The organism is Mesorhizobium sp. CA14 (assembly GCF_020165195.1).
GTDB lineage: Bacteria > Pseudomonadota > Alphaproteobacteria > Rhizobiales > Rhizobiaceae > Mesorhizobium.
On the sequence record NZ_JAIUHR010000010.1, the window covers coordinates 12,960 to 32,275 of the forward strand.

General features: G+C 63.7%; 22 protein-coding genes and 1 tRNA gene. 17 read left to right on the plus strand and 6 right to left on the minus strand.

Annotated features, from left to right (window positions below):
• The first annotated feature begins 110 nt into the window (after window positions 1-110).
• Together LB565_RS13200 and LB565_RS13205 are read left to right on the plus strand one after the other, a co-directional pair.
• The gene (locus tag LB565_RS13200) at window positions 111-503 is read left to right on the plus strand and encodes a TIGR02300 family protein (protein ID WP_224511695.1); all 393 of its coding nucleotides are present in this window, start codon (window positions 111-113) and stop codon (window positions 501-503) included.
• Window positions 504-677: 174 nt separating this feature from the next.
• A tRNA-Ala gene (locus tag LB565_RS13205) sits at window positions 678-753 on the plus strand.
• Between the two features lie 70 nt (window positions 754-823).
• Here LB565_RS13205 and LB565_RS13210 read toward each other — a convergent pair.
• Together LB565_RS13210 and LB565_RS13215 are read right to left on the minus strand one after the other, a co-directional pair.
• The gene (locus LB565_RS13210) at window positions 824-1,324 is read right to left on the minus strand and encodes a DUF6496 domain-containing protein (protein WP_224584581.1); all 501 of its coding nucleotides are present in this window, start codon (window positions 1,322-1,324) and stop codon (window positions 824-826) included.
• A gap of 62 nt (window positions 1,325-1,386) precedes the next feature.
• On the minus strand, window positions 1,387-1,845 hold the full coding sequence (locus LB565_RS13215; protein ID WP_224584583.1) for a YbhB/YbcL family Raf kinase inhibitor-like protein: 459 nt from the start codon (window positions 1,843-1,845) through the stop codon (window positions 1,387-1,389).
• A 504-nt stretch (window positions 1,846-2,349) separates the two neighbouring features.
• Here LB565_RS13215 and LB565_RS13220 point away from each other — a divergent pair.
• Complete coding sequence (locus LB565_RS13220) at window positions 2,350-2,706, plus strand: hypothetical protein (RefSeq protein WP_224584585.1); 357 nt, start codon at window positions 2,350-2,352, stop codon at window positions 2,704-2,706.
• Window positions 2,707-2,741: 35 nt separating this feature from the next.
• On the opposite strand, the gene LB565_RS13225 is transcribed toward LB565_RS13220, so the two are convergent.
• Entirely contained in the window at window positions 2,742-2,915 is a 174-nt protein-coding gene (locus LB565_RS13225; RefSeq protein ID WP_224584588.1) for a hypothetical protein, read from the minus strand.
• A 220-nt stretch (window positions 2,916-3,135) separates the two neighbouring features.
• Here LB565_RS13225 and LB565_RS13230 point away from each other — a divergent pair, with 220 nt between their 5' ends.
• From LB565_RS13230 to LB565_RS13240, 3 genes are read left to right on the plus strand one after another with little or no spacing between them, the layout of a single operon-like run.
• Window positions 3,136-3,687: a MaoC family dehydratase gene (locus LB565_RS13230; protein WP_224584589.1), complete on the plus strand. Its 552-nt coding sequence runs from the start codon at window positions 3,136-3,138 to the stop codon at window positions 3,685-3,687.
• Between the two features lie 3 nt (window positions 3,688-3,690).
• Window positions 3,691-4,851 carry a CaiB/BaiF CoA transferase family protein gene (locus LB565_RS13235; RefSeq protein WP_224584591.1) on the plus strand — a complete coding sequence of 387 codons (1,161 nt, stop codon included), beginning with the start codon at window positions 3,691-3,693 and terminating at the stop codon, window positions 4,849-4,851.
• Between the two features lie 20 nt (window positions 4,852-4,871).
• Complete coding sequence (locus LB565_RS13240) at window positions 4,872-5,999, plus strand: extracellular solute-binding protein (protein ID WP_224584793.1); 1,128 nt, start codon at window positions 4,872-4,874, stop codon at window positions 5,997-5,999.
• A gap of 148 nt (window positions 6,000-6,147) precedes the next feature.
• On the opposite strand, the gene LB565_RS13245 is transcribed toward LB565_RS13240, so the two are convergent.
• Window positions 6,148-6,987 carry an amidohydrolase family protein gene (locus LB565_RS13245; RefSeq protein ID WP_224584593.1) on the minus strand — a complete coding sequence of 280 codons (840 nt, stop codon included), beginning with the start codon at window positions 6,985-6,987 and terminating at the stop codon, window positions 6,148-6,150.
• 64 nt (window positions 6,988-7,051) lie between these two features.
• Complete coding sequence (locus tag LB565_RS13250; protein WP_140753774.1) at window positions 7,052-7,840, minus strand: IclR family transcriptional regulator; 789 nt, start codon at window positions 7,838-7,840, stop codon at window positions 7,052-7,054.
• A 165-nt stretch (window positions 7,841-8,005) separates the two neighbouring features.
• Between LB565_RS13250 and LB565_RS13255 the strand changes: the two genes are divergently transcribed.
• The 11 genes from LB565_RS13255 (at window position 8,006) to LB565_RS13305 (ending at window position 18,110) form a co-directional block, all read left to right on the plus strand.
• Entirely contained in the window at window positions 8,006-9,322 is a 1,317-nt protein-coding gene (locus LB565_RS13255; RefSeq protein ID WP_224584595.1) for an ABC transporter substrate-binding protein, read from the plus strand.
• Between the two features lie 120 nt (window positions 9,323-9,442).
• A complete protein-coding gene (locus tag LB565_RS13260; protein ID WP_224584597.1) occupies window positions 9,443-10,339 on the plus strand; it encodes a carbohydrate ABC transporter permease in 897 nt (298 codons plus the stop codon).
• Window positions 10,340-10,341: 2 nt separating this feature from the next.
• Window positions 10,342-11,208, plus strand: coding sequence for a carbohydrate ABC transporter permease (locus LB565_RS13265; protein ID WP_224584598.1), 867 nt, complete (start codon window positions 10,342-10,344; stop codon window positions 11,206-11,208).
• Window positions 11,209-11,213: 5 nt separating this feature from the next.
• Entirely contained in the window at window positions 11,214-12,311 is a 1,098-nt protein-coding gene (locus LB565_RS13270; RefSeq protein WP_224584599.1) for an ABC transporter ATP-binding protein, read from the plus strand.
• A 2-nt stretch (window positions 12,312-12,313) separates the two neighbouring features.
• Window positions 12,314-13,426 (plus strand): mandelate racemase/muconate lactonizing enzyme family protein, encoded by a 1,113-nt coding sequence (locus tag LB565_RS13275; protein ID WP_224584600.1) that lies wholly within the window; start codon window positions 12,314-12,316, stop codon window positions 13,424-13,426.
• An 11-nt stretch (window positions 13,427-13,437) separates the two neighbouring features.
• A complete protein-coding gene (locus LB565_RS13280; RefSeq protein WP_224584601.1) occupies window positions 13,438-13,767 on the plus strand; it encodes an L-rhamnose mutarotase in 330 nt (109 codons plus the stop codon).
• On the plus strand, window positions 13,760-14,833 hold the full coding sequence (locus LB565_RS13285; RefSeq protein ID WP_224584602.1) for a Gfo/Idh/MocA family protein: 1,074 nt from the start codon (window positions 13,760-13,762) through the stop codon (window positions 14,831-14,833). Before LB565_RS13280 ends, LB565_RS13285 begins: the two co-directional genes overlap by 8 nt.
• Window positions 14,834-14,841: 8 nt before the next feature.
• Window positions 14,842-15,288: a MaoC/PaaZ C-terminal domain-containing protein gene (locus tag LB565_RS13290; RefSeq protein ID WP_224584603.1), complete on the plus strand. Its 447-nt coding sequence runs from the start codon at window positions 14,842-14,844 to the stop codon at window positions 15,286-15,288.
• A gap of 16 nt (window positions 15,289-15,304) precedes the next feature.
• Window positions 15,305-16,036 carry an SDR family oxidoreductase gene (locus LB565_RS13295; RefSeq protein WP_224584604.1) on the plus strand — a complete coding sequence of 244 codons (732 nt, stop codon included), beginning with the start codon at window positions 15,305-15,307 and terminating at the stop codon, window positions 16,034-16,036.
• A 69-nt stretch (window positions 16,037-16,105) separates the two neighbouring features.
• Entirely contained in the window at window positions 16,106-17,383 is a 1,278-nt protein-coding gene (locus LB565_RS13300) for an L-fuconate dehydratase (RefSeq protein WP_224584606.1), read from the plus strand.
• A gap of 67 nt (window positions 17,384-17,450) precedes the next feature.
• On the plus strand, window positions 17,451-18,110 hold the full coding sequence (locus tag LB565_RS13305) for a DUF2161 domain-containing phosphodiesterase (RefSeq protein ID WP_224584608.1): 660 nt from the start codon (window positions 17,451-17,453) through the stop codon (window positions 18,108-18,110).
• 46 nt (window positions 18,111-18,156) lie between these two features.
• On the opposite strand, the gene dgoD is transcribed toward LB565_RS13305, so the two are convergent.
• Window positions 18,157-19,305, minus strand: coding sequence for a galactonate dehydratase (dgoD, locus tag LB565_RS13310; RefSeq protein ID WP_224584610.1), 1,149 nt, complete (start codon window positions 19,303-19,305; stop codon window positions 18,157-18,159).
• Window positions 19,306-19,316: the final 11 nt, after the last annotated feature.

Sequence of the window (19,316 nt, forward strand, 5' to 3'; positions counted from 1 at the left end):
TCATCCCCTTGGCGTCGTTCGAACGCAACCCTTTACGACGCCGGCTTTTGGCTTTGACAGCGCTCCAAACTGCGGTTAAGGGGACCACTCTTTTATTGACGAGGCCTGACGTGGCAAAAGCTGAACTTGGCACCAAACGCATCGACCCTGAGACGGGACGGAAATTCTACGATCTCAACAAGGACCCGATCGTCTCGCCCTATACCGGCAAGAGCTATCCGCGCTCCTATTTCGACGAAGGCAAGATTTCCGCCATCGAGGAGGATGAGGAAGTCGCCGACAAAGAACTGGACGCCGACGAGGAGGAAGGCGCCGAAGTCGTCTCGCTCGAGGAAGCCGATGACGAGGCCAAGGGCGGCGGCGATGATCTTCCCGATCTCGGCGACGACGAGGACGTGGACCTCGGCGACGATGACGACGACACCTTCCTTGCCGACGAAGAGGAAGAGGATGACGACGTCGCCGATATGATCGGCGTCGGCGACGACGAGGACGAGGTCTGATTCCAGCCTCGGCGCGATTGTTGCCGGCCATTTTTGCCTGTGACGAAAAAGCGGTCTTTGAAGGCTTGATCTTGACCGAAGGCGGCGCTAGAAGCCGCCAGCACTAAACGACGGCGCGGTCCCAACCGCGCCGGATCTCTTCGCCGGAAACGGCGCCGGCTGACTGCCGGGAGTGGGGCCATAGCTCAGTTGGGAGAGCGCTTGAATGGCATTCAAGAGGTCGTCGGTTCGATTCCGATTGGCTCCACCAAACAGTCCTTCCTGAGCAAATTTTTCAGCCGGCCGAACGGAAAACCGCTCACACCTTTCCTGGTACTGCGCTAACCGCGTTCGGCGCGGGTCCTGGCGGCTTTGCGCGCTGCCGCCGATCGTCCGGCGGCGCCTTTGGTCTGCGCGGCTTTCCGGGCCGACGCTGACCGCTCTTCGGCTGTGCGGCCGAATGCGGCGCTCTTGGCCTGCCGCGACAGGGCCTTGCGGGAGGCGGTGCTTTTCGGCTCGCCCTCGAGCACCTTCGAGACCGCCTTCGAGACCTTCGGCTGACGCTTCGGCTTCCGTTCGCCCTGGCCTGCCTCGTAAGCGTATTCGGCGCTCTTGCGCGTGCTCTCCTTCACATCGCCTTTCTTGGGCGGAGGCAGGTCGACGCCCGCGCGGCGCGCCTCCGAAAGGCCGATGGCGATCGCCTGTTTGGTCGAGCGGGCGCCGTGCTTGCCTTGGCGGACTTTGTCGATTTCCGCGTGAACGAATTCGCCGGCCTGCGTGCTTGCCGACTTGCCTTCGCGCTTGTCTTCGCGCGCCTTTTCGATGGTTTTCTTGTCCGGCATTGTTTTCTCCTTATTCGAACGGGGCCATGATCGAACGCCGACAGGCCGCTTCGGATCGCGCATCAACGGCTTTCATAGGTGCCGACGAGGTCGGCGGTGGCGATCACATGCGGCTTCGCAAGCGCCAGAAGATCCGCGATTCCCGTCTTCCCGCCAGTTTCCAGCGTCTCCACGTCGAGAGCTGAAAGGCGGAAATGATAGTGGTGAACGCCGTGTCCTTTTGGCGGCTGAGGACCGTCGTAATGGGCATTGCCGAAGTCGTTCACGCCTTGGCGGAAACTTTCTGGCCCGGCGGTGCCTTCGGGCAGGCGGTCCCGGCCGGCGGCAATGTCATAGACCGCCCAATGGCGAAACATGCCGCGTGGCGCATCGGGATCCTCGACGACAAGCATGAAGCTTTTGGTCCCGGCTGGCGCATTCTTCCATCGCAGGGGAGGAGACAGATTGCCTCCGTTGCGGACATAGGGCTCGGGAATGGTCTGCCCGTTTTCAAAGGCTGAACTCTCAAGCGTGAAAGCCATGGCTGGAACTCCGTGCTCTTATCGCGTTCTTATCGAGAGATCCGCAACCGATTTTTGCTCGAATTTGTGGAGCGCAATCACCGCTGGTTTCTTGGGAACGCAGGGCAGCGGCGGGAGTTCCAGCATCATGCCCTGCGCGACGGAGCTCGATGGATGCTTTGCAAGTCGAGATATCGTCCCTGGGAAAGCCGCTCCAACGCAAGCGAACGCAGGTCATATTCGGCGAAACAAGCGCCGGAGGAAGTCCCTATGCCGGTGGCCGCAACTAGGCTAAGGCTTCCTGTCGGAGGGACGCTTATGAGAGTTCCGGTTTTGGGTGGGAAACTGGTGCAGGGACGGGTTCGATCTGGGCCGCTTGCGCGGCCAAAGAGTCTCTTGCCGATGTTTTGCATTGCGGTCGCGCTTGCCGCTTGTCGATCGACTCCAGACACACAGCCTGTTGCTGACCCGCAACCTGTCCCGGCCGCCATTGCTGCTCCCGCGCCGGCTTCGCCGAATTCGGCTGTGCTGGATCAGACGGCTGCGGTCGTTCCGCCCGGCAAGGGCGTTCCGGCCAGATACGCCGCATTCTCCGGCATATGGACGGGGCAGCTCAACGGCATGTATGACGGCAAGCTGGCTGTGCTGACCGTGTCCTCAGGCGGGCAGGTGACGGCAAGCTACGCATGGGGCGATCTGGCCGACAACAAGCCGGGCGTTGCCGATGGCTCCGGCAGGATCGCCGGCAACACTCTGAAGCTCGGGCGCCTGCCGAACGGCGCGGACATCACCGCCACGATGGCGTCGCCAGGAACGCTCAACGTCACCTACGCGCTTGCCGGCCAGACCTATACAGGCTCGTTCGCCCGGGTCAGCCAGTGAGCAAAGTCAGTCGCTGAGAACGCCACTCGCTAAGATTAGGATTGAGGCCGGTCTTGCGTGATCCGCACGCACATCGGCGTTCCGATCTCGTCGGTCTCGGCAAGCTTCTGCGCGGCGAGCGTCGCCTCGTCGAAGGCGTAGACGCCGAGACCGACGCCGCGCGCCCTGGAAATAGGGCGCCTCGCGATTGAGGCTGCCGACAAAGACAAGACAGGCGCTTTGTATCGATCTTCCTGGCATCGCCGGCGGCTCCTCCGCTAGTGCCGGCCTTGCGAAAATTTCGCCGATCGTCGCTTGCAAGGCAATCCCATATGTGAAAATATTATTCACAAAAGAAAACCGTGGGAGGAAAGCGACCATGCATCTCGCCATCCGGCATCGTGCCCGGAACCGCCTTGCAGGCCGCGCCGGAACTTCCCGGAGAGCAGCGTGAGCGCGTTCTCGCCGACCCTCGGCATCGCCTCGACGCATCCTGTCGACATGCCTGAGGCGCATGCCGAAATCCCTGTCTGGAATTCGGAAAACTGGTTCTACGAGGACTGGCAGCCAGGCCACAAAATCCGCTCGCTTCGCCGCACTATCGCCGAGGGCGAAAGCCACATGTTCAATACGCTGGTGCTGGATATCCACCCTTACGTGGCGGACCAAATGTTCGCCGAAAAGGAAGGCATCTTCGGCCGGCGGCTGGTGGCGGGCGCCTTCGTGTTCTCGGCCGGGCTCGGCCTCGTTGCCACCAACTGCCTCAACGCCTTTTCCTATGGCTATGACAGACTGCGCTTCATCAAGCCGGTCTTCATCGGCGACACCATCTACTCGATCCGCACCAACCTCGACAAAAGGCCGCGCTACCAGGACATGGGCCTGATCCGCGCCAGCTATGAAGTCTTCAAGGGTGAAGGAGAGCTGGTGCTCTACTGCGAGCATCTGCAGACGGTGAAATACAAGAACCCGGCCGATTTCGCCGGCAAAACCGAGAAGTGAATCGTGGCCGCTGACAACGAACTTCCGCTGACCGGCCTCGTCGTCATCGACATGAGTCAGTTCCTGTCGGGACCCTATTGCTCGCTGCGCCTGCTCGACCTCGGCGCGCGCGTCATCAAGATCGAGCGGCCCGACGGCGGCGACCTGTCGCGCCGGCTCTATCTCAGCGACACCGAGATCGGCGGCGATTCCACCATCTTCCACGCCATCAACCGCGGCAAGGAAAGCCTTGCCGTCGATTTGAAGAACGAAGCCGACCTCGCCGCGCTGCGCGGTCTGATCGCCAAGGCCGACGTGCTGATCCAGAATTTCCGGCCGGGCGTCATTGAACGCCTCGGCCTCGACTATGAGCATGTCAGCACGATCAACCCCCGGCTCGTCTATGCCTCGATCAGCGGCTATGGCGAGGAAGGGCCATGGGTGAAGCGCCCCGGCCAGGATCTGCTTGCGCAGGCGCGTTCCGGCGTCATGTGGCTGAACGGCGACGAGGAGCAGGGGCCGGTGCCGTTCGGGCTGGCGATCGCCGATATGCTGGCGGGCGCCGCCTGCGCCCAAGGCATCCTCGCCAAGTTGGTGCGGCGCGGCATCACCGGCGAGGGCGGCCACGTCGAAACCAGCCTGCTCGAAGCGCTGATCGATTTCCAGTTCGAAGTGCTGACCACGCATCTCAACGACGGCCGCCGCCCGCCGAAGCGCTCGTCCTTCCGCAGCGCCCATGCCTATCTCTCGGCGCCTTACGGCGTCTATCCGGCCAAGGACGGCTACCTGGCGGTCGCCATGACGCCGATCCCGAAAATTGCCGATCTGCTCGGATTACCTGAGCTCTCCCCGTTCCGCGACAGACCGGCGACCTGGTTCACCGACCGCGACGAGATCAAGGCGATCATCGCCAGACGCATCGCGGAAAAGACCATCGACGAATGGCTGGCCATCCTCGAGCCCGCCGACGTCTGGTGCGCCAAGGTGCTGACCTGGCCGGAATTGATGCAAAGTGAGGGCTTCAAGACCCTCGATATGCTGCAGACCGTGACCCGCGAGGACAATGTCTCGATCCTCACCACCCGCACGCCGCTGCGCGTCGACGGCGCGCGCGCCAGGGTGGATCGCGCCGCCCCGCGCATCGGCGAGCACAGCGACAAGATCCGCGCGGAGTTCGGCCTGTGAGCGGTATTTCGTTGAAAGGCATGACCTGGAGCCATCCGCGCGGCTATGACCCGATGGTGGCGTGCTCGGCGCTCTGGAAGGAAAAGACCGGGGTTTCGATCGAATGGGAAAAGCGCTCGCTGCAGGATTTCGAGTCCTTCCCGGTGGAAGAACTCGCCCGCGCCTATGATTTGATCGTCATCGACCATCCGCATGTCGGCCAGATCACAGCCGAGAAATGCCTGGCGCCGCTCGATGTGCCGGGACGCGAGGCGGAGCGCGAGGCGCTGGTCAGGGGGAGCGTCGGCAAATCCTATCCGAGCTACGCCTGGCAGGGCCGGCAATGGGCTTTCCCGATCGACGCCGCGACCCAGGTGCAGGCCTGGCGACCGGATCTGATCGAAGCCGCTCCGGCGATCTGGACCGAAGTGCTGGCGCTTGCCGAGCAGGGCCGCGTGCTCTTGCCGCTCCGGCCGCCACATTCGCTTATGTGCTTCTACACTTTGGCCGCCGATCTCGGCCGGCCATGCATAGTCGACGGTTCGGCCGACCTTGTCGAAGGCGAGACCGGCGAAACCGCCTTCGAGATGCTGCGTGAGATCGCAGCACTTGTCGATCCCGCATGCCTGACGATGGATCCGATCGCGGTGTTCGAAAGGATGGCAGAGCCCGGCTCGCGCATCGCCTGCGCGCCGCTGATCTACGGCTATGTTCCTTATGCTGTGGCAGGTTTCCGGCCGCACCGCCTTGCCTTCGCCGACATGCCGGTCGCCGGCTGCAACGGCCCGGTCGGCTCGGCGCTTGGCGGAACCGGCATTGCCGTCTCGGCTTTTTCCGCTGCGCCCGAGGCGGCGATCGACTTCGCCTATTGGATCGCCAGCGGCGAGGTGCAGCGCGGACCCTACGCTGCCGCCGGCGGCCAGCCCGGCCATGCCGCGGCCTGGGAGGACGATGCCATCAATGCCGCGACCGGCGACTTCTATCGCGCTACGCGCGCGACGCTCGAGGGCGCCTGGATTCGCCCGCGCCATGACGGCTACATGGCGTTTCAGCAGCAAGCCTCGGATCGCATCAACGAAGGCCTTGCCGGCCGGCAGGACGCCCGCCGCATCGTCGCCGACATCAACCGCTTGTTCCGGGAGAGTTTCGCGCCGGCCGCCGCCGATTAGTTCCACTGCACCAAGAGAGGAAAAAATGACCAGCCTAATACGCGGCCTACTCGCCGCAACTGCCAGGCCGCGCTCGGCTAGTCATCCTGCTGCTGGTGTCGCTTTACGGCCGCGAGCGCCACGTCCGGACACGATATAAATCGGGTGATTATCCAAGCCGCCAGAGCCGTCGCGCATTGCCGGAGAGCAGCCGTGTCCGCTCCGAGTCGCTCGTGCCGGCAAGCAGCGCGTGCGTGGCGGCAATCCATGTCGTCAGCCCGCCGCCCAGCGTGCAGACCGGCCAGTCGCTGCCCCAGATCACCCGATCCCAGCCGAAGCAACGGATCGTGTGCTCGACATAGGGCCGGAGCGTATCGACCGTCCAAATCGCCGGGTCTGCATAGGCGACGACGCCGGAGATTTTGCCGACGACATTAGGACGCTTGGCGATCGCCTCCATATGCTCGCGCCACGGATGCTCGGCATTACCCTTGATGTCAGGCACGCCGCAATGATCGAGGACGAACTGGACGTCGGGGGCGAGATCGGCGAGCGCCATCGCCTTCGGGATCTGATGTGGCAGCACCACCAGGTCGAAGGTCAGGCCGGTGCCGGCCAGCCGCTTGATGTTCTGGCGAAACAGCGCCCCTTCCGACAGGTCGTCGGGCACGACATGCAGCACGCGGCGGAAGCCCTTGACGAAAGGGTCAGCCTTGACGGTTTCCAGATAGGCCTCGAAGCCGGCCTCCTCCGGCCGGCAGGCGGCGATCGCTCCACGAAGCAGGCTCCCGGCCCGGCCGGCGACCGACTTCACATAAGCGGTCTCGGCAACGATGTCGGCCGGATCGACATCGACCTCCATATGCAGGACGCCTTCGACGCCTGAGCGTCGCGCATCGGCGGCGTATTCGTCATAGGAGAAATCGCGATTCAGCGCCGGCACGCCGGCCAGCCACGGATAGCGGAGCGCGCTCTGGTCGATCAGATGCAGATGCGTGTCGATGATCATGACGGCGTATCCTCCCTGCGTTCGGCAACTATCTCGCCGAAAAATCCATTATTCAAATAAGAAATTACGACGATTGCGGCACATCGGACCCGGCAAGCTGCGAGAGCCTGGCGGCAGCACCCTGCAGATGCCGAATCGTCAGCGTGATATCGGGCGCCGTGGGGGCGTTGACGAGCGTGATGTAAGGGATGGTCAGCGCCGCGATGGCCCTGCCGTCGGGGCCCAGCACCGGCGTCGAAAGATTATAGACGCCGGCGGTCTGCAGCGAGGCCATCATCTCGTAGCCGCGGTCGCGCACCTGGTCGAGGCGGGCGAAGAATTCCGGCGTCAGGTTGAGCTGTTCGGTGCTCTGCAGATGCTCGGCGATCATCATCTTGCGCTCTTCGGGCGAGCGGAAGGCAAGCAGCACATGGCCGGAGCCGGTGTCGAACAGGCTGATATGCGAGCCGACGCGGATCGAGATGCCCCAGTAGCGCGGCGCTTCCTGCTGGGCGATGACCACGGCGGCGCCGCGGTCGAACACCACCAACTGGTTGGCCTGCCATGACGTCTCGGCCAGTTCCCGCATGATCGGCGTCGCATAAGACACGAGACGCCGCACCGGCGCGTGCAACTGCGCGAGGCCGAAAAGCTTGAGCGTCAGCGAATAGCGGTCGCCGTCGATCTTGGTGACATAGCCGCGCCGCACCAGGCGGTCGAGCATGCGGTAAAACTCGTTCGGGCTGCGGTCGAGCCGCTTGGCGATCTCCGCCTGCGTCAGCCCCCCGTCCACACTGGACAAGAGCTCGAGAATGTCCAGCCCCTTGTCCAGCGCCGGCGCGCGGTAGCGGTCCCCATCTTCTTCCTCTGCCACCTGCCCCTCCAGTGAATTTCGATCTGCATATATGCATGAACTTCACTCGGCGGGAAGCACAATCGCCTTGACCCGGGAATGAAAATGCTATTTGCATATGAATGAAGCTTAAGCGATCGGTCGCGCACTCGGCGGACCGTCGCTGCAAGCCCATGGGAGGAGAACATGACGAGACTGGTTCTACGCATTTCCGCCGGCCTGGCTGGCCTGCTGCTGAGCGGCACCGCGTTTTCGGCCGATCTGCCCGGCAAATTTCCGGGCGTGACGATCGACGTGAAGCTGATCGGCGGCCAGCAATATGAAAAGCTCTACGAGCGCATCCCCGAATGGGAGAAGGCGACCGGCGCCAAGGTCAACATCCTGACCAAGAAGAACGGCTTCGATATCGATAAGGAACTGAAGTCCGACATCGCCTCGGGCAGCACCAACTGGTGCGTCGGCTGGAACCATTCGTCCTTCGCGCCGCAATATACCGATCTTTACACCGATCTCAGCAAGCTGCTGCCGAAGGAAGAGATCGACGCTTTCGTGCCATCGACGATCAAGGCCGCGACCATCGACGGCAAGCTGGAAATGCTGCCGCGCGCGCAGTTCGACGTCTCGGCGCTCTACTACCAGAAGAGCCTCTACGGGAACGCTGACAACAAGGCCAAGTTCAAGGCCAAATACGGCTATGACCTTGCGCCGCCGGACACCTGGAAGGAAGTCACCGACCAGGCCGAGTTCTTCGCCAACCCGCCCAATTTTTACGGCACCCAGTTCGCCGGCAAGGAAGAGGCGATCAACGGCCGTTTCTACGAGATGGTGGTCGCCGAGGGCGGCGAATATCTCGACAAGGACGGCAAGCCCGTCTTCAACTCCGAGGCCGGCATCCGGGCGCTCGACTGGTTCGTCAACCTCTATAAGGCCAAGGCCGTGCCTGCCGGCACCACGAACTATCTGTGGGACGATCTCGGCCAGGGCTTCGCCTCGGGCACCGTGGCGATCAACCTCGACTGGCCTGGCTGGGCCGGTTTCTTCAACGACCCGAAGTCCTCGAAGGTCGCCGGCAATGTCGGCGTGAAGGTCGCGCCCAAGGGATCTTCCGGCAAGCGGACCGGCTGGTCGGGTTTCCATGGCTTCTCGGTGACCGAGAACTGCCCGAACAAGGAAGCCGCGGCTTCGCTGGTATGGTGGCTGACCAATGAGGACAGCCAGAAGCTCGAAGCCGCCGCCGGACCGCTGCCGACCCGCACAGCGGTTTGGGACTGGGACCTTAAGCAGGCTGAGAACGATCCGTACAAGAAGGAGGTCCTCGCCGCCTTCCAGGAGGAAGCCAAGCACGCCTTCGCCGTGCCGCAGACGCCTGAGTGGATCGAGATCTCCAACGCCGTCTACCCCGAACTGCAGGCGGCGATCCTTGGCGACAAGACGTCCAAGCAGGCCTTGGACGAGGCGGCGGCCAAGGCGACGCAGATCCTTCAGGACGCCGGCAAGCTCTAGGCATCGCGCTCGCAAATCGCCTCCCCGGCAAACCGGGGAGGCTGCAGCCTTTGCGGCTGCTCAAATCTCACCCCAGGCTTTGGCCGGGGCTGGCTCAGTCGTTTCTTTCACAGGGTCCCGATGAAGGGCTTCAAGCCATCCGCGCCGTTCCTGCTGCTGCTCCCGGCCATCGTCGTGCTGGCGGCGGTGGTGGTGCTGCCGTTGATCCTGTCGCTCTATTCCAGCTTCACGCCGTTCCGCCTGACGCGGCCCGAGACCTTCTTCGTCTTCGTCGGTTTCCGGAACTATCTGTCGATCCTGTCCAATGCGGATTTCTGGTGGGCCTTCGGCCGCACCGTTCTGCTGCTCACCATCGCACTGAACCTCGAAATGCTGCTTGGCCTCGGCCTGGCCATGCTGGTCGAGAAGGCGACGCGCGGCCAGCGCATCCTGCGCACGCTGATGATGTTCCCGATGATGTTCTCGCCGATCCTGGTCGGCTTCCAGTTCAAATTCATGTTCAACGACAATATCGGCTTGGTGAACAACGCACTGCAGTCGTTGGGCATCACTGAGGACGCCATCCCGTGGCTGATCGAAGGCCATCTCGCCTTCATCGCCATCGCCATCGCCGAGATCTGGTCGTCGACCTCGATCTTCGCGATTCTGATCCTGGCCGGCCTGCTCGCCATGCCCAAGGAACCGATCGAGGCGGCGCGGGTCGATGGCTGCACGCCCTGGCAGACTTTCCGCTATGTCACCTGGCCCTTCGTCATGCCCTTCGCCTACATCGCCATGACGATCCGCTCGCTCGACGTCGCGCGCGCCTATGACATCGTCAAGATCATGACCGATGGCGGCCCGGCCGGCCGCACGGAGCTGTTGTGGACGCTGGTCGGGCGCACCGCCTACAGCGACGCGCGCATGGGCCTCGCCAACGCCATGGCCTATTTCTCGATCCTGCTGTCCATCGCCTTCACCGTCTATTTCTACAACAAGCTCGCCGCGGCGCGCGCGCAAATCGGCGCGGAGTGGTGAGGATGGACGAGAACGCCTCCGCCCGCCTCACGCGCCGCGCGCTCACCGTCGCGCATCGTGTCGGTCTCTTCCTCGCTATGCTGGTCATCTGTCTCCCGGGCATATGGATCGTGCTGTCGTCGCTCAGGCCCACGGTCGAGATCATGGCCAAGCCGCCGGTCTGGATCCCGCAGCAGCTCTCCGTCGAAGCCTATATCGCCATGTTCAGCGGCATCGGCAAAGGCGGCATCCCGGTGCTCGACTATTTCCGCAATTCGCTGATCATCTCCGTCACCTCGACGGTGATCGCGGTGGCCATCGGCATGGCCGGCGGCTACGCCTTCGCGCGCTACCGCTTCCGAGGCAAGTCGGGCATGTTCCTCGGCCTGATGCTGACGCGCACCGTGCCCGGTATCGCGCTCTCGCTGCCCTTGTTTTTCCTCTATGTACGGCTGGGCATCATCGACACCCATATCGGCATGATCCTCGCTTATGTCGCGCTTAACGTGCCGTTCACGATCTGGCTGATCGACGGCTTCTTCCGCCAGGTGCCGAAGGACCTTGCCGAAGCAGCCCAGATCGACGGCTGCACGCGCTGGCAGGCGTTCTGGCAGGTCGAATTCCCGCTGGCGCGCCCGGGCATCGCCTCGGCCGCTATCTTCGCCTTCCTCACCTGCTGGAACGAGTTCGCTTTGGCCTCGCAGCTCACCCGCTCGGTCAATTCCAAGACGCTCCCGGTCGGGCTGCTCGACTATACGGCCGAGTTCACCATCGACTGGCGCGGCATGTGCGCGCTGGCCGTGGTGATGATCATCCCGGCGTTGACCCTCACCTACATCGTCCAGAAACACCTCGTCGACGGTCTCACCTCCGGCGCGGTGAAAGGTTGAACTGCATGGCAACGGTTTCGCTGAAAAAGCTCACCAAGCGCTACGGCAACATGGAGATCGTGCACGGCATCGATCTCGAGATCGCCGACCGCGAATTCATCGCGCTGGTCGGCCCGTCCGGCTGCGGCAAATCGACGACGTTGCGCATGATCGCCGGCCTCGAGGATATCAGCGGCGGCACCATCGACATCGGCGGGCGCATGGTCAACGACCTGCCGCCGCGCTCGCGCAACATCTCGATGGTGTTCCAGTCCTACGCGCTCTATCCGCATATGACGGTGCGCGAGAATCTCGGCTTCTCCTTGAAGATCGCGGGTGCGGCCAAGGACCACATGGACCGGCGCGTTGCCGAAGCTTCCGCCATCCTCGGCCTCGACGAACTGCTGGAGCGCCGCCCCTCGCAGCTCTCCGGCGGCCAGCGCCAGCGCGTCGCCATGGGCCGCGCCATCGTGCGCGACCCGGATGTCTTCCTGTTCGACGAGCCGCTCTCCAACCTCGACGCCAAGCTGCGCACGCAGATGCGCACCGAGATTAAAAAGCTGCACGCCAAGGTCAAGTCGACGGTCATCTACGTCACCCACGACCAGGTCGAGGCGATGACGCTGGCCGACCGCATCGTCATCATGCGCTCGGGCCATATCGAGCAGGTCGGCACGCCGGACGAGGTGTTCAGCCGGCCCGCCATCCGCTTCGTTGCCGGCTTCATCGGCTCGCCGCCGATGAACCTGCACGAAGCGACGGTGAGCGATGGCAGGCTGATGTTCAGCGGCGGCGACAGCCTGCCTCTGCCCGGACAGTTCAAGTCGAAGACGGCTGCCGGCGACAGGGTCGTGTTCGGTATCCGTCCCGATGATTTCTACCCGACTGGCCACGGCCTGAGCTCCGGCGGCGAAACAGAAGTCCACCGCGCCGAGCTGCCGGTCAGCATCACCGAGCCGCTCGGCAACGAGACACTGGTCTTCGCCGAGTTCAACGGCACCGACTGGGTCTCGCGCATGCTCAATCCGAAGCCGCTGAAAGCCGGCGACAGGATCGGCATGAGCTTTGATCTCAGCCGCGCGCATCTGTTCTCCGCCGAAACCGGCAAATCGCTGAGGAGCTGAGCATGGCGAGAATCGAGAAAATCGAACTGCGCATGGTCGACCTCGTGCCGAAGGTGAAGCGCACGGACGCCATCCAGAGCTTCGTCAGCCAGGAAACGCCGATCGTCACCATCACCGATGCCGACGGCGCATCGGGCACCGGCTACAGCTATACGATCGGCACCGGCGGTTCATCGGTGATGCGGCTTCTGGCCGACCATCTTGCGCCGCGCCTGATCGGCCGCGACGCCGACCAGATCGAGGCGATCTGGCACGAGCTTGAATTCGCCACCCACGCCACCACCATCGGCGCCATCACCGCGATTGCGCTGGCCGCGATCGACACCGCGCTGTGGGACTTGCGCGCCAGGAAGCAGAACCTGCCGCTCTGGAAGCTCGCCGGCGGCGCCAAGGACCGCTGCCCGCTCTACACGACAGAGGGCGGCTGGCTGCATATCGAAACGCAGGCACTGGTCGACGATGCACTGGAAGCGAAGGCCAAGGGCTTCACTGGCTCGAAGGTTAAGATCGGCAAGCCGCACGGTTCGGAGGACGTCGCGCGGCTGTCGGCGGTGCGCAAGGCGGTCGGCGACGGCTACGAGATCATGACCGACTGCAATCAGGGCTTTTCCGTCGACGAGGCGGTCCGCCGCGCCGAGCGGCTGCGCGAGCTCGATCTCGCCTGGATCGAGGAGCCGCTGCCGGCCGACGACATCGACGGCCATGTGCGGCTGTCGAACTCGACCGCGACGCCGATCGCCGTCGGCGAGTCGCTCTATTCGATAAGGCATTTTCGCGAGTACATGCAGAAAGGCGGCTGCAACATCGTCCAGGTTGACGTCGGCCGCATCGGCGGCATTACCCCTTGGCTGAAAGTCGCCCACGCCGCGGAGGCCTTCGACATGCCGGTCTGCCCGCATTTCCTGATGGAGTTGCATGTCAGCCTGGTCTGCGCCATCCAGAACGGCAAATATGTCGAATATATTCCGCAGCTCGACGAGTTGACGGGCGCCAAGATGCGCATCGAGAATGGCCATGCGCTGGCGCCCAGCGAGCCCGGCATCGGCATCGACTGGGACTGGGACGCAGTGAAGGCAAAGAGCATCGCCGAGTTCACCACGGCGATCGTGAAATAGGGAGACGGATGATGCAGCGCATGGGAATGGTGCTGGGCTTGAAGCCTGAGAAGGTCGCGGAATATGTCCGCCTTCACGCTGCCGTCTGGCCGGACGTGCTGACCATGATTTCGGCCTGCAACATCAAGAACTATTCGATCTACCTGAAGCGGCCGGAGAACCTGCTTTTCTCCTATTTCGAATATCACGGCACCGACTACGCCGCCGACATGGCCAAGATGGCGGCCGACCCGAAGACGCAGGAATGGTGGTCCGTTTGCATGCCGTGCCAAGAGCCGCTGGAGACCCGAAAGGAAGGCGAATGGTGGGCGCCGATGGACGAGGTCTTCCATTATGACTGATGCCTTCGATCCGGCATCGCTGGCGCAGTCCTGGCCGAAGCCTTTAAAACCGCGCCCGATCGTGACGTTCGGCGCCGGCTCGATCGTCGGCGACGCGCATTTTCCCGCCTTCCGTAAAGCCGGGTTCCCGATTTCCGGCCTCTACGATCCGGACCAGGCCAAGGCGCAAAAACTCGCCGAGACATGGGGCGTGACGGCATTCCGTTCGGTCGAGGAGGCTGCGGCCGTCAAGGACGCAATCTTCGATCTGGCGACGCCGCCAGGCCGGCATGCCGAGGTGCTGAAGGCTTTGCCCGATGGCGCGGTGGTGCTGATCCAGAAGCCGATGGGCAATTATCTCGGCGAAGCGACGGAAATCCTCGAAATCTGCCGCGCCAAGCAGCTCAAGGCGGCGGTCAATTTCCAGCTCCGTTTCGCGCCGATGATGCTGGCGCTGAAGGACGCGATCGCCAAGGGCTGGCTGGGCGAGGTGGTGGATTTCGACGCGCTGCTCGCGCTAGACACGCCCTGGCAGCTCTGGGAATTCCTGCTCAAGGCGCCGCGCGTCGAGATCGCCATGCATTCGATCCATTATCTCGACCTGATCCGCCAGCTTCTCGGCAATCCGCTGGGCGTGCATGCCAAGACGCTTGGCCATCCCAATCACAAGGTCGCGCAGACCCGCACCAGCGCCATCCTCGACTATGGCGACACGGTGCGCTGCGCGCTCTCGATCAACCACGACCATAAATTCGGGCGCCGCTACCAGGCCTGCGAGTTCCGCATCTGCGGCACCGAGGGCGCGGCCTATGTCAAGCTCGGTCTGAACCTCGACTATCCGCGCGGGGAGCCGGACATCCTGGAAATCTATCCGAAAGGCGGGTCGGACTGGGTCGCCGTGCCGCTCGCCGGCGAATGGTTCCCCGATGCCTTCGTCGGCCGCATGGCCAATGTCCAGCGCTTCGCGTCCGGGGAAGACGCCGAACTGGTGAGCTCCGTCGAGGATGCCTGGCACACCATGGCGCTGGTCGAGGCCGCCTATAAATCGAGTGCCGCGCCGGCGACGCCGCTGGCCGCAAAGCCGTAAGGCCGGACATGGAACAGACCACCTATTTCGAGGACTACGAGATCGGCTCGTCGCGCCTCACCAGCGGCCGCACCATCACGGAGACGGACTTCGTCGTCCATGCCGGCCACACCGGCGATTTTTTCCCGCATCACATGGATGCCGAGTTCATGAAGACCACGCCCTTCGGCCAGCGCATCGCGCATGGCACGCTGGTCTTCTCGGTCGGCGTCGGGATGACGGCGAGCGTCGTCAATCCCGTCGCCTTCTCCTATGGCTACGACCGGCTGCGCTTCATCAAGCCGGTCTTCATCGGCGACACGATCCGCACGCGCACCACCATCGCCGCCAAGGAAGACGACCCGAAACGGCCAAACGCGGGACGCGTCATCGAGCGCGTCGAGGTTTTAAACCAGCGCGACGAGGTCGTGCTGGCGGCGGATCACATCTATATCGTCGAGCGACGGCCCGGCTGAACACGGAGACAAAAACATGGCGGATATCACTGGCAAGGTCGTGGTGGTCACGGCGGCCGCGCAGGGCATCGGACGGGCAAGCGCGCTGGCTTTCGCCAAAGCCGGCGCCATCGTCCACGCCACCGATATCAACGAGACGGCCCTGGCCGAACTCAGCAAGACGCCCGGTATTACGACGCGAAAACTCGATGTGCTGAACGAGGACGCGGTGAAGGCGGCCTTCGCCGAAATCGGCCAAGTCGACGTGCTGTTCAACTGCGCCGGCTTCGTCCATGCCGGCTCGATCCTGGAGATGAAGGATGAGGATCTCGACTTTGCCTTCAACCTCAATGTGCGCGCCATGATCCGCACCATCCGCGCCGTGCTGCCCGGCATGTTGGAGCGCGGCGACGGTTCGATCATCAACATGGCATCGGTTGCGGGCGCCCCGAAGGGCGTGCCGAACCGCTTCGCCTATGGCGTGACCAAGGCGGCCGTGATCGGCCTGACAAAATCGATTGCCGCCGACTACGTCGCTAAAGGAATCCGCTGCAACGCCATCTGCCCTGGCACCGTCGAAAGCCCCTCGCTTCAGGGCCGCATGCAGGCGCAGGGCGACTATGAGGCGGCGCGCGCGGCCTTCATCTCCCGCCAGCCGATGGGCAGGATCGGCACGCCGGAGGAGATCGCCGACCTTGCAGTCTATCTCGCCGGCGCCACCTATACGACCGGGCAGGCCTATAACATCGACGGCGGCTGGTCGATCTGAGGCCGTTTCGGCAGCCAGGTTGAGCGACGGCGGCGATCCAACGACGAGGCGGGCCAGTACGAGGCAGCAATGACGAAAATCACGGACCTCAGAACCTTTGATCTCCGCTTCCCGACATCGCAAAGCCTCGACGGCTCGGACGCGATGAATCCGGACCCGGATTACTCGGCCGCCTATGTCATTCTCGACACCGATGTCCCGTCGCTGAAAGGCCATGGACTCACCTTCACCATCGGCCGCGGCAACGAGATCTGCTGCGCAGCGATCGAAGCGCTGCGCCATCTCGTCGTCGGGCTCGATCTCGACTGGGTGAAAGAGGACCCCGGCCGCTTCTGGCATCACGTGACCGGCGACAGCCAGCTGCGCTGGATCGGGCCGGACAAGGGCGCCATCCATCTCGCGGTCGGCGCCGTGGTCAACGCGGTCTGGGATCTCTGGGCCAACGAAGCCGGCAAGCCGGTCTGGCGCCTGGTCGCCGAGATGAGCCCGGAAGAGATCGTGCGCCTCGTCGACTTTCGCTATATCACCGACGCCATCACGCCGGCCGAGGCGCTGGAGATTTTGAAGAAGGCCCAGGCCGGCAAGGCCGAGCGCATCGCCACGCTCGAGCGCGAAGGCTATGCCTGCTACACCACCTCGGCCGGCTGGCTCGGCTATCCGGACGACAAGCTCAGGCGCCTCTGCCAGGAAGCAGTCGACGATGGGTTCAACCACATCAAGCTGAAGGTCGGCCGCGACCGCGCCGACGACATCCGCCGCCTCGGGATTGCTCGCGAGGTGATCGGCCCAGACCGTTACCTGATGATCGACGCCAACCAGGTCTGGGAGGTCGACCAGGCGATCGACTGGCTCAAGGACCTCGCCTTCGCCAAGCCCTTCTTCATCGAGGAGCCGACCAGTCCCGACGACATCGCCGGCCACGCGAAGATCCGCAAGGCTATCGCTCCGATCAAGGTCGCGACCGGCGAGATGTGCCAGAACCGTATCATGTTCAAGCAGTTCATCGCCGGCGACGCGATCGACATTGTGCAGATCGATTCCTGCCGCATGGGCGGCCTGAACGAGGTTCTGGCGGTGCTTCTGATCGCCGCCAAATTCGGCCTGCCGGTCTGGCCGCATGCCGGCGGCGTCGGCTTATGCGAATATGTCCAGCATCTGTCGATGATCGACTATGTCGCTGTGTCAGGCAGCAAGGACGGGCGGGTCATCGAATATGTCGACCATCTGCACGAACATTTCCTGGAACCCTGCGTGATCCGCAACGCCGCCTATATGCCGCCAGGCGCCCCCGGCTTCTCGATCGAGATGAAGGCCCAGTCGATCGAGAATTACCTGCATCGCCCCTGAAAGCTGGCGCTGCAAACGGTGCCGCGCCGCGCGACCAGACCGCTGCGAATCGGCTATGACATGTCGCATGCAGGAGACTTCCCTCTACGAGCCGGTGAAGCGGTTCCTCGAGAGCATGGATTTCGCCGTCAAGGGCGAGATCGGCGGCTGCGACGTGGTCGGCGTGCGCGCGGGCGAGCCGGATGTCGTCGTCATCTGCGAGCTGAAGCTGCAATTCAACCTCGAGCTCGTCCTGCAAGCCGTCGACCGCGCGGCGGCCTGTGACGAGGTCTGGCTGGCTGCTTTGATGTCGGCGCGCGGCAAGGGCCGCGAGCACGACCGTCGCTTCCGCGCGCTCTGCCGCCGCCTCGGCTTCGGCCTGTTGGGTGTCGGCAAGAAAGGCGAGGTGGAGCTGCTGCTCAGTCCCGCCGCCTTGCCGCCGCGCCGAGATCCCAGGCGGCGCTCACGGCTGGTCGAGGAGCATCACCGCCGCAAAGGCGATCCGTCCATCGGCGGCAGCACGCGCAACAAGCCGATCATGACCGCTTATCGCCAGGAGGCGCTGGCCTGCGCCGCCGCCTTGGCCGACGGTCCGAAGCGGCCGCGCGATCTCAAGGCCTTTTCGCCGCGCGCCGCCAGCATCCTTTTGCACAATTACTATGGCTGGTTCGCCAGGGCCGAGCGCGGTGTCTACGCGCTGACCGAAGCTGGCCTTGCGGCGATCCAACCGCTTCCGGCAGCGTTATAGGCCATTGCGTCGGGCAATCTTCGCCAGCTTACCGCCCGGCGTATGCTTACCACTCGGCGAATGAGCCGTCCCTGTGGCGCCAGACCGGGTTGCGCCAGCGGTGTCCTTCGCGGGCGCGCTCCTTCACATAGTCTTCATCGATCTCGACGCCCAGGCCCGGGCCATCGGGAATGGCGACATAGCCGTCCTGGTAGCGGAACACGTCCTTGTTGGCGGCATAGTCGAGCAGGTCGTTGCCGGCATTGTAGTGGATGCCGAGACTCTGCTCCTGGATGAAACAATTGTAGCTCACGGCGTCGAGCTGCAGGCACGCGGCCAGCGCGATCGGCCCGAGCGGACAGTGCGGCGCCACAGCCACGTCATAGGCTTCGGCCATCGCCGCGATCTTGCGGCATTCGGTGATGCCGCCGGCATGCGAGAGATCCGGCTGGATGATGTCGACGACCGCTTCCTCGAACACCGACTTGAAGTCCCATCGGCTGTAGAGCCGTTCGCCGAGCGCGATCGGCGTCGAGCCGAGCGCGGCGACCTCCTTCAGCGCCTCGCGGTTTTCGCTGAGCACCGGCTCTTCGATGAACATCAGCCGGTATGGCTCCAACTCCTTGACCAGGATGCGCGCCATCGGCCGGTGCACGCGGCCATGGAAATCGACCGCGATGCCGATATTGGGGCCGACCGCCTCGCGTACCATGGCGACGCGCTCTATAGCCGCGTCAATCTTGTCGTGACTGTCGACGATCTGCAATTCCTCGGTGCCGTTCATCTTGAGCGCCTGGAAGCCGCGCGCCACCATATCCCTGGCGCCGGCCGCCACTTCCGCCGGCCGGTCGCCGCCGATCCAGGAATAGACCTTGATCGTCTCGCGCAGCCTGCCGCCGAGCAATTCATGCACCGGCACGCCAAGCGCCTTGCCCTTGATGTCCCACAGCGCCTGGTCGATGCCGGCAATGGCGCTCATCAGGATCGGCCCGCCGCGATAGAAGCCGCCGCGATGCATCACCGTCCAATGATCCTCTATCAGACGCGGATCCTTGCCGATCAGATAATCGGCCAGTTCCTTGACCGCCGCTTCGACCGTCAGCGCCTTGCCTTCGACCACCGGCTCGCCCCAGCCGCTGATGCCGGCATCGGTCTCGATCTTGAGGAACAGCCAGCGCGGCGGAACGATATAGGTGGTCAGAGCGGTGATCTTCATGCGGCCGGCCG

What these genes read in the sequence shown, in the direction of transcription:
- LB565_RS13210 (WP_224584581.1), bottom strand. Translation starts at nt 1,324, where the DNA reads ATGCCGGACAAGAAAACCATCGAAAAGGCGCGCGAAGACAAGCGCGAA.
- dgoD (WP_224584610.1), bottom strand. Translation starts at nt 19,305, where the DNA reads ATGAAGATCACCGCTCTGACCACCTATATCGTTCCGCCGCGCTGGCTG.
- LB565_RS13260 (WP_224584597.1), top strand. Translation starts at nt 9,443, where the DNA reads ATGAAGGGCTTCAAGCCATCCGCGCCGTTCCTGCTGCTGCTCCCGGCC.
- LB565_RS13275 (WP_224584600.1), top strand. Translation starts at nt 12,314, where the DNA reads ATGGCGAGAATCGAGAAAATCGAACTGCGCATGGTCGACCTCGTGCCG.
- LB565_RS13270 (WP_224584599.1), top strand. Translation starts at nt 11,214, where the DNA reads ATGGCAACGGTTTCGCTGAAAAAGCTCACCAAGCGCTACGGCAACATG.
- LB565_RS13265 (WP_224584598.1), top strand. Translation starts at nt 10,342, where the DNA reads ATGGACGAGAACGCCTCCGCCCGCCTCACGCGCCGCGCGCTCACCGTC.
- LB565_RS13295 (WP_224584604.1), top strand. Translation starts at nt 15,305, where the DNA reads ATGGCGGATATCACTGGCAAGGTCGTGGTGGTCACGGCGGCCGCGCAG.
- LB565_RS13280 (WP_224584601.1), top strand. Translation starts at nt 13,438, where the DNA reads ATGCAGCGCATGGGAATGGTGCTGGGCTTGAAGCCTGAGAAGGTCGCG.
- LB565_RS13300 (WP_224584606.1), top strand. Translation starts at nt 16,106, where the DNA reads ATGACGAAAATCACGGACCTCAGAACCTTTGATCTCCGCTTCCCGACA.
- LB565_RS13285 (WP_224584602.1), top strand. Translation starts at nt 13,760, where the DNA reads ATGACTGATGCCTTCGATCCGGCATCGCTGGCGCAGTCCTGGCCGAAG.
- LB565_RS13245 (WP_224584593.1), bottom strand. Translation starts at nt 6,987, where the DNA reads ATGATCATCGACACGCATCTGCATCTGATCGACCAGAGCGCGCTCCGC.
- LB565_RS13255 (WP_224584595.1), top strand. Translation starts at nt 8,006, where the DNA reads ATGACGAGACTGGTTCTACGCATTTCCGCCGGCCTGGCTGGCCTGCTG.
- LB565_RS13305 (WP_224584608.1), top strand. Translation starts at nt 17,451, where the DNA reads ATGCAGGAGACTTCCCTCTACGAGCCGGTGAAGCGGTTCCTCGAGAGC.
- LB565_RS13290 (WP_224584603.1), top strand. Translation starts at nt 14,842, where the DNA reads ATGGAACAGACCACCTATTTCGAGGACTACGAGATCGGCTCGTCGCGC.
- LB565_RS13215 (WP_224584583.1), bottom strand. Translation starts at nt 1,845, where the DNA reads ATGGCTTTCACGCTTGAGAGTTCAGCCTTTGAAAACGGGCAGACCATT.
- LB565_RS13240 (WP_224584793.1), top strand. Translation starts at nt 4,872, where the DNA reads ATGACCTGGAGCCATCCGCGCGGCTATGACCCGATGGTGGCGTGCTCG.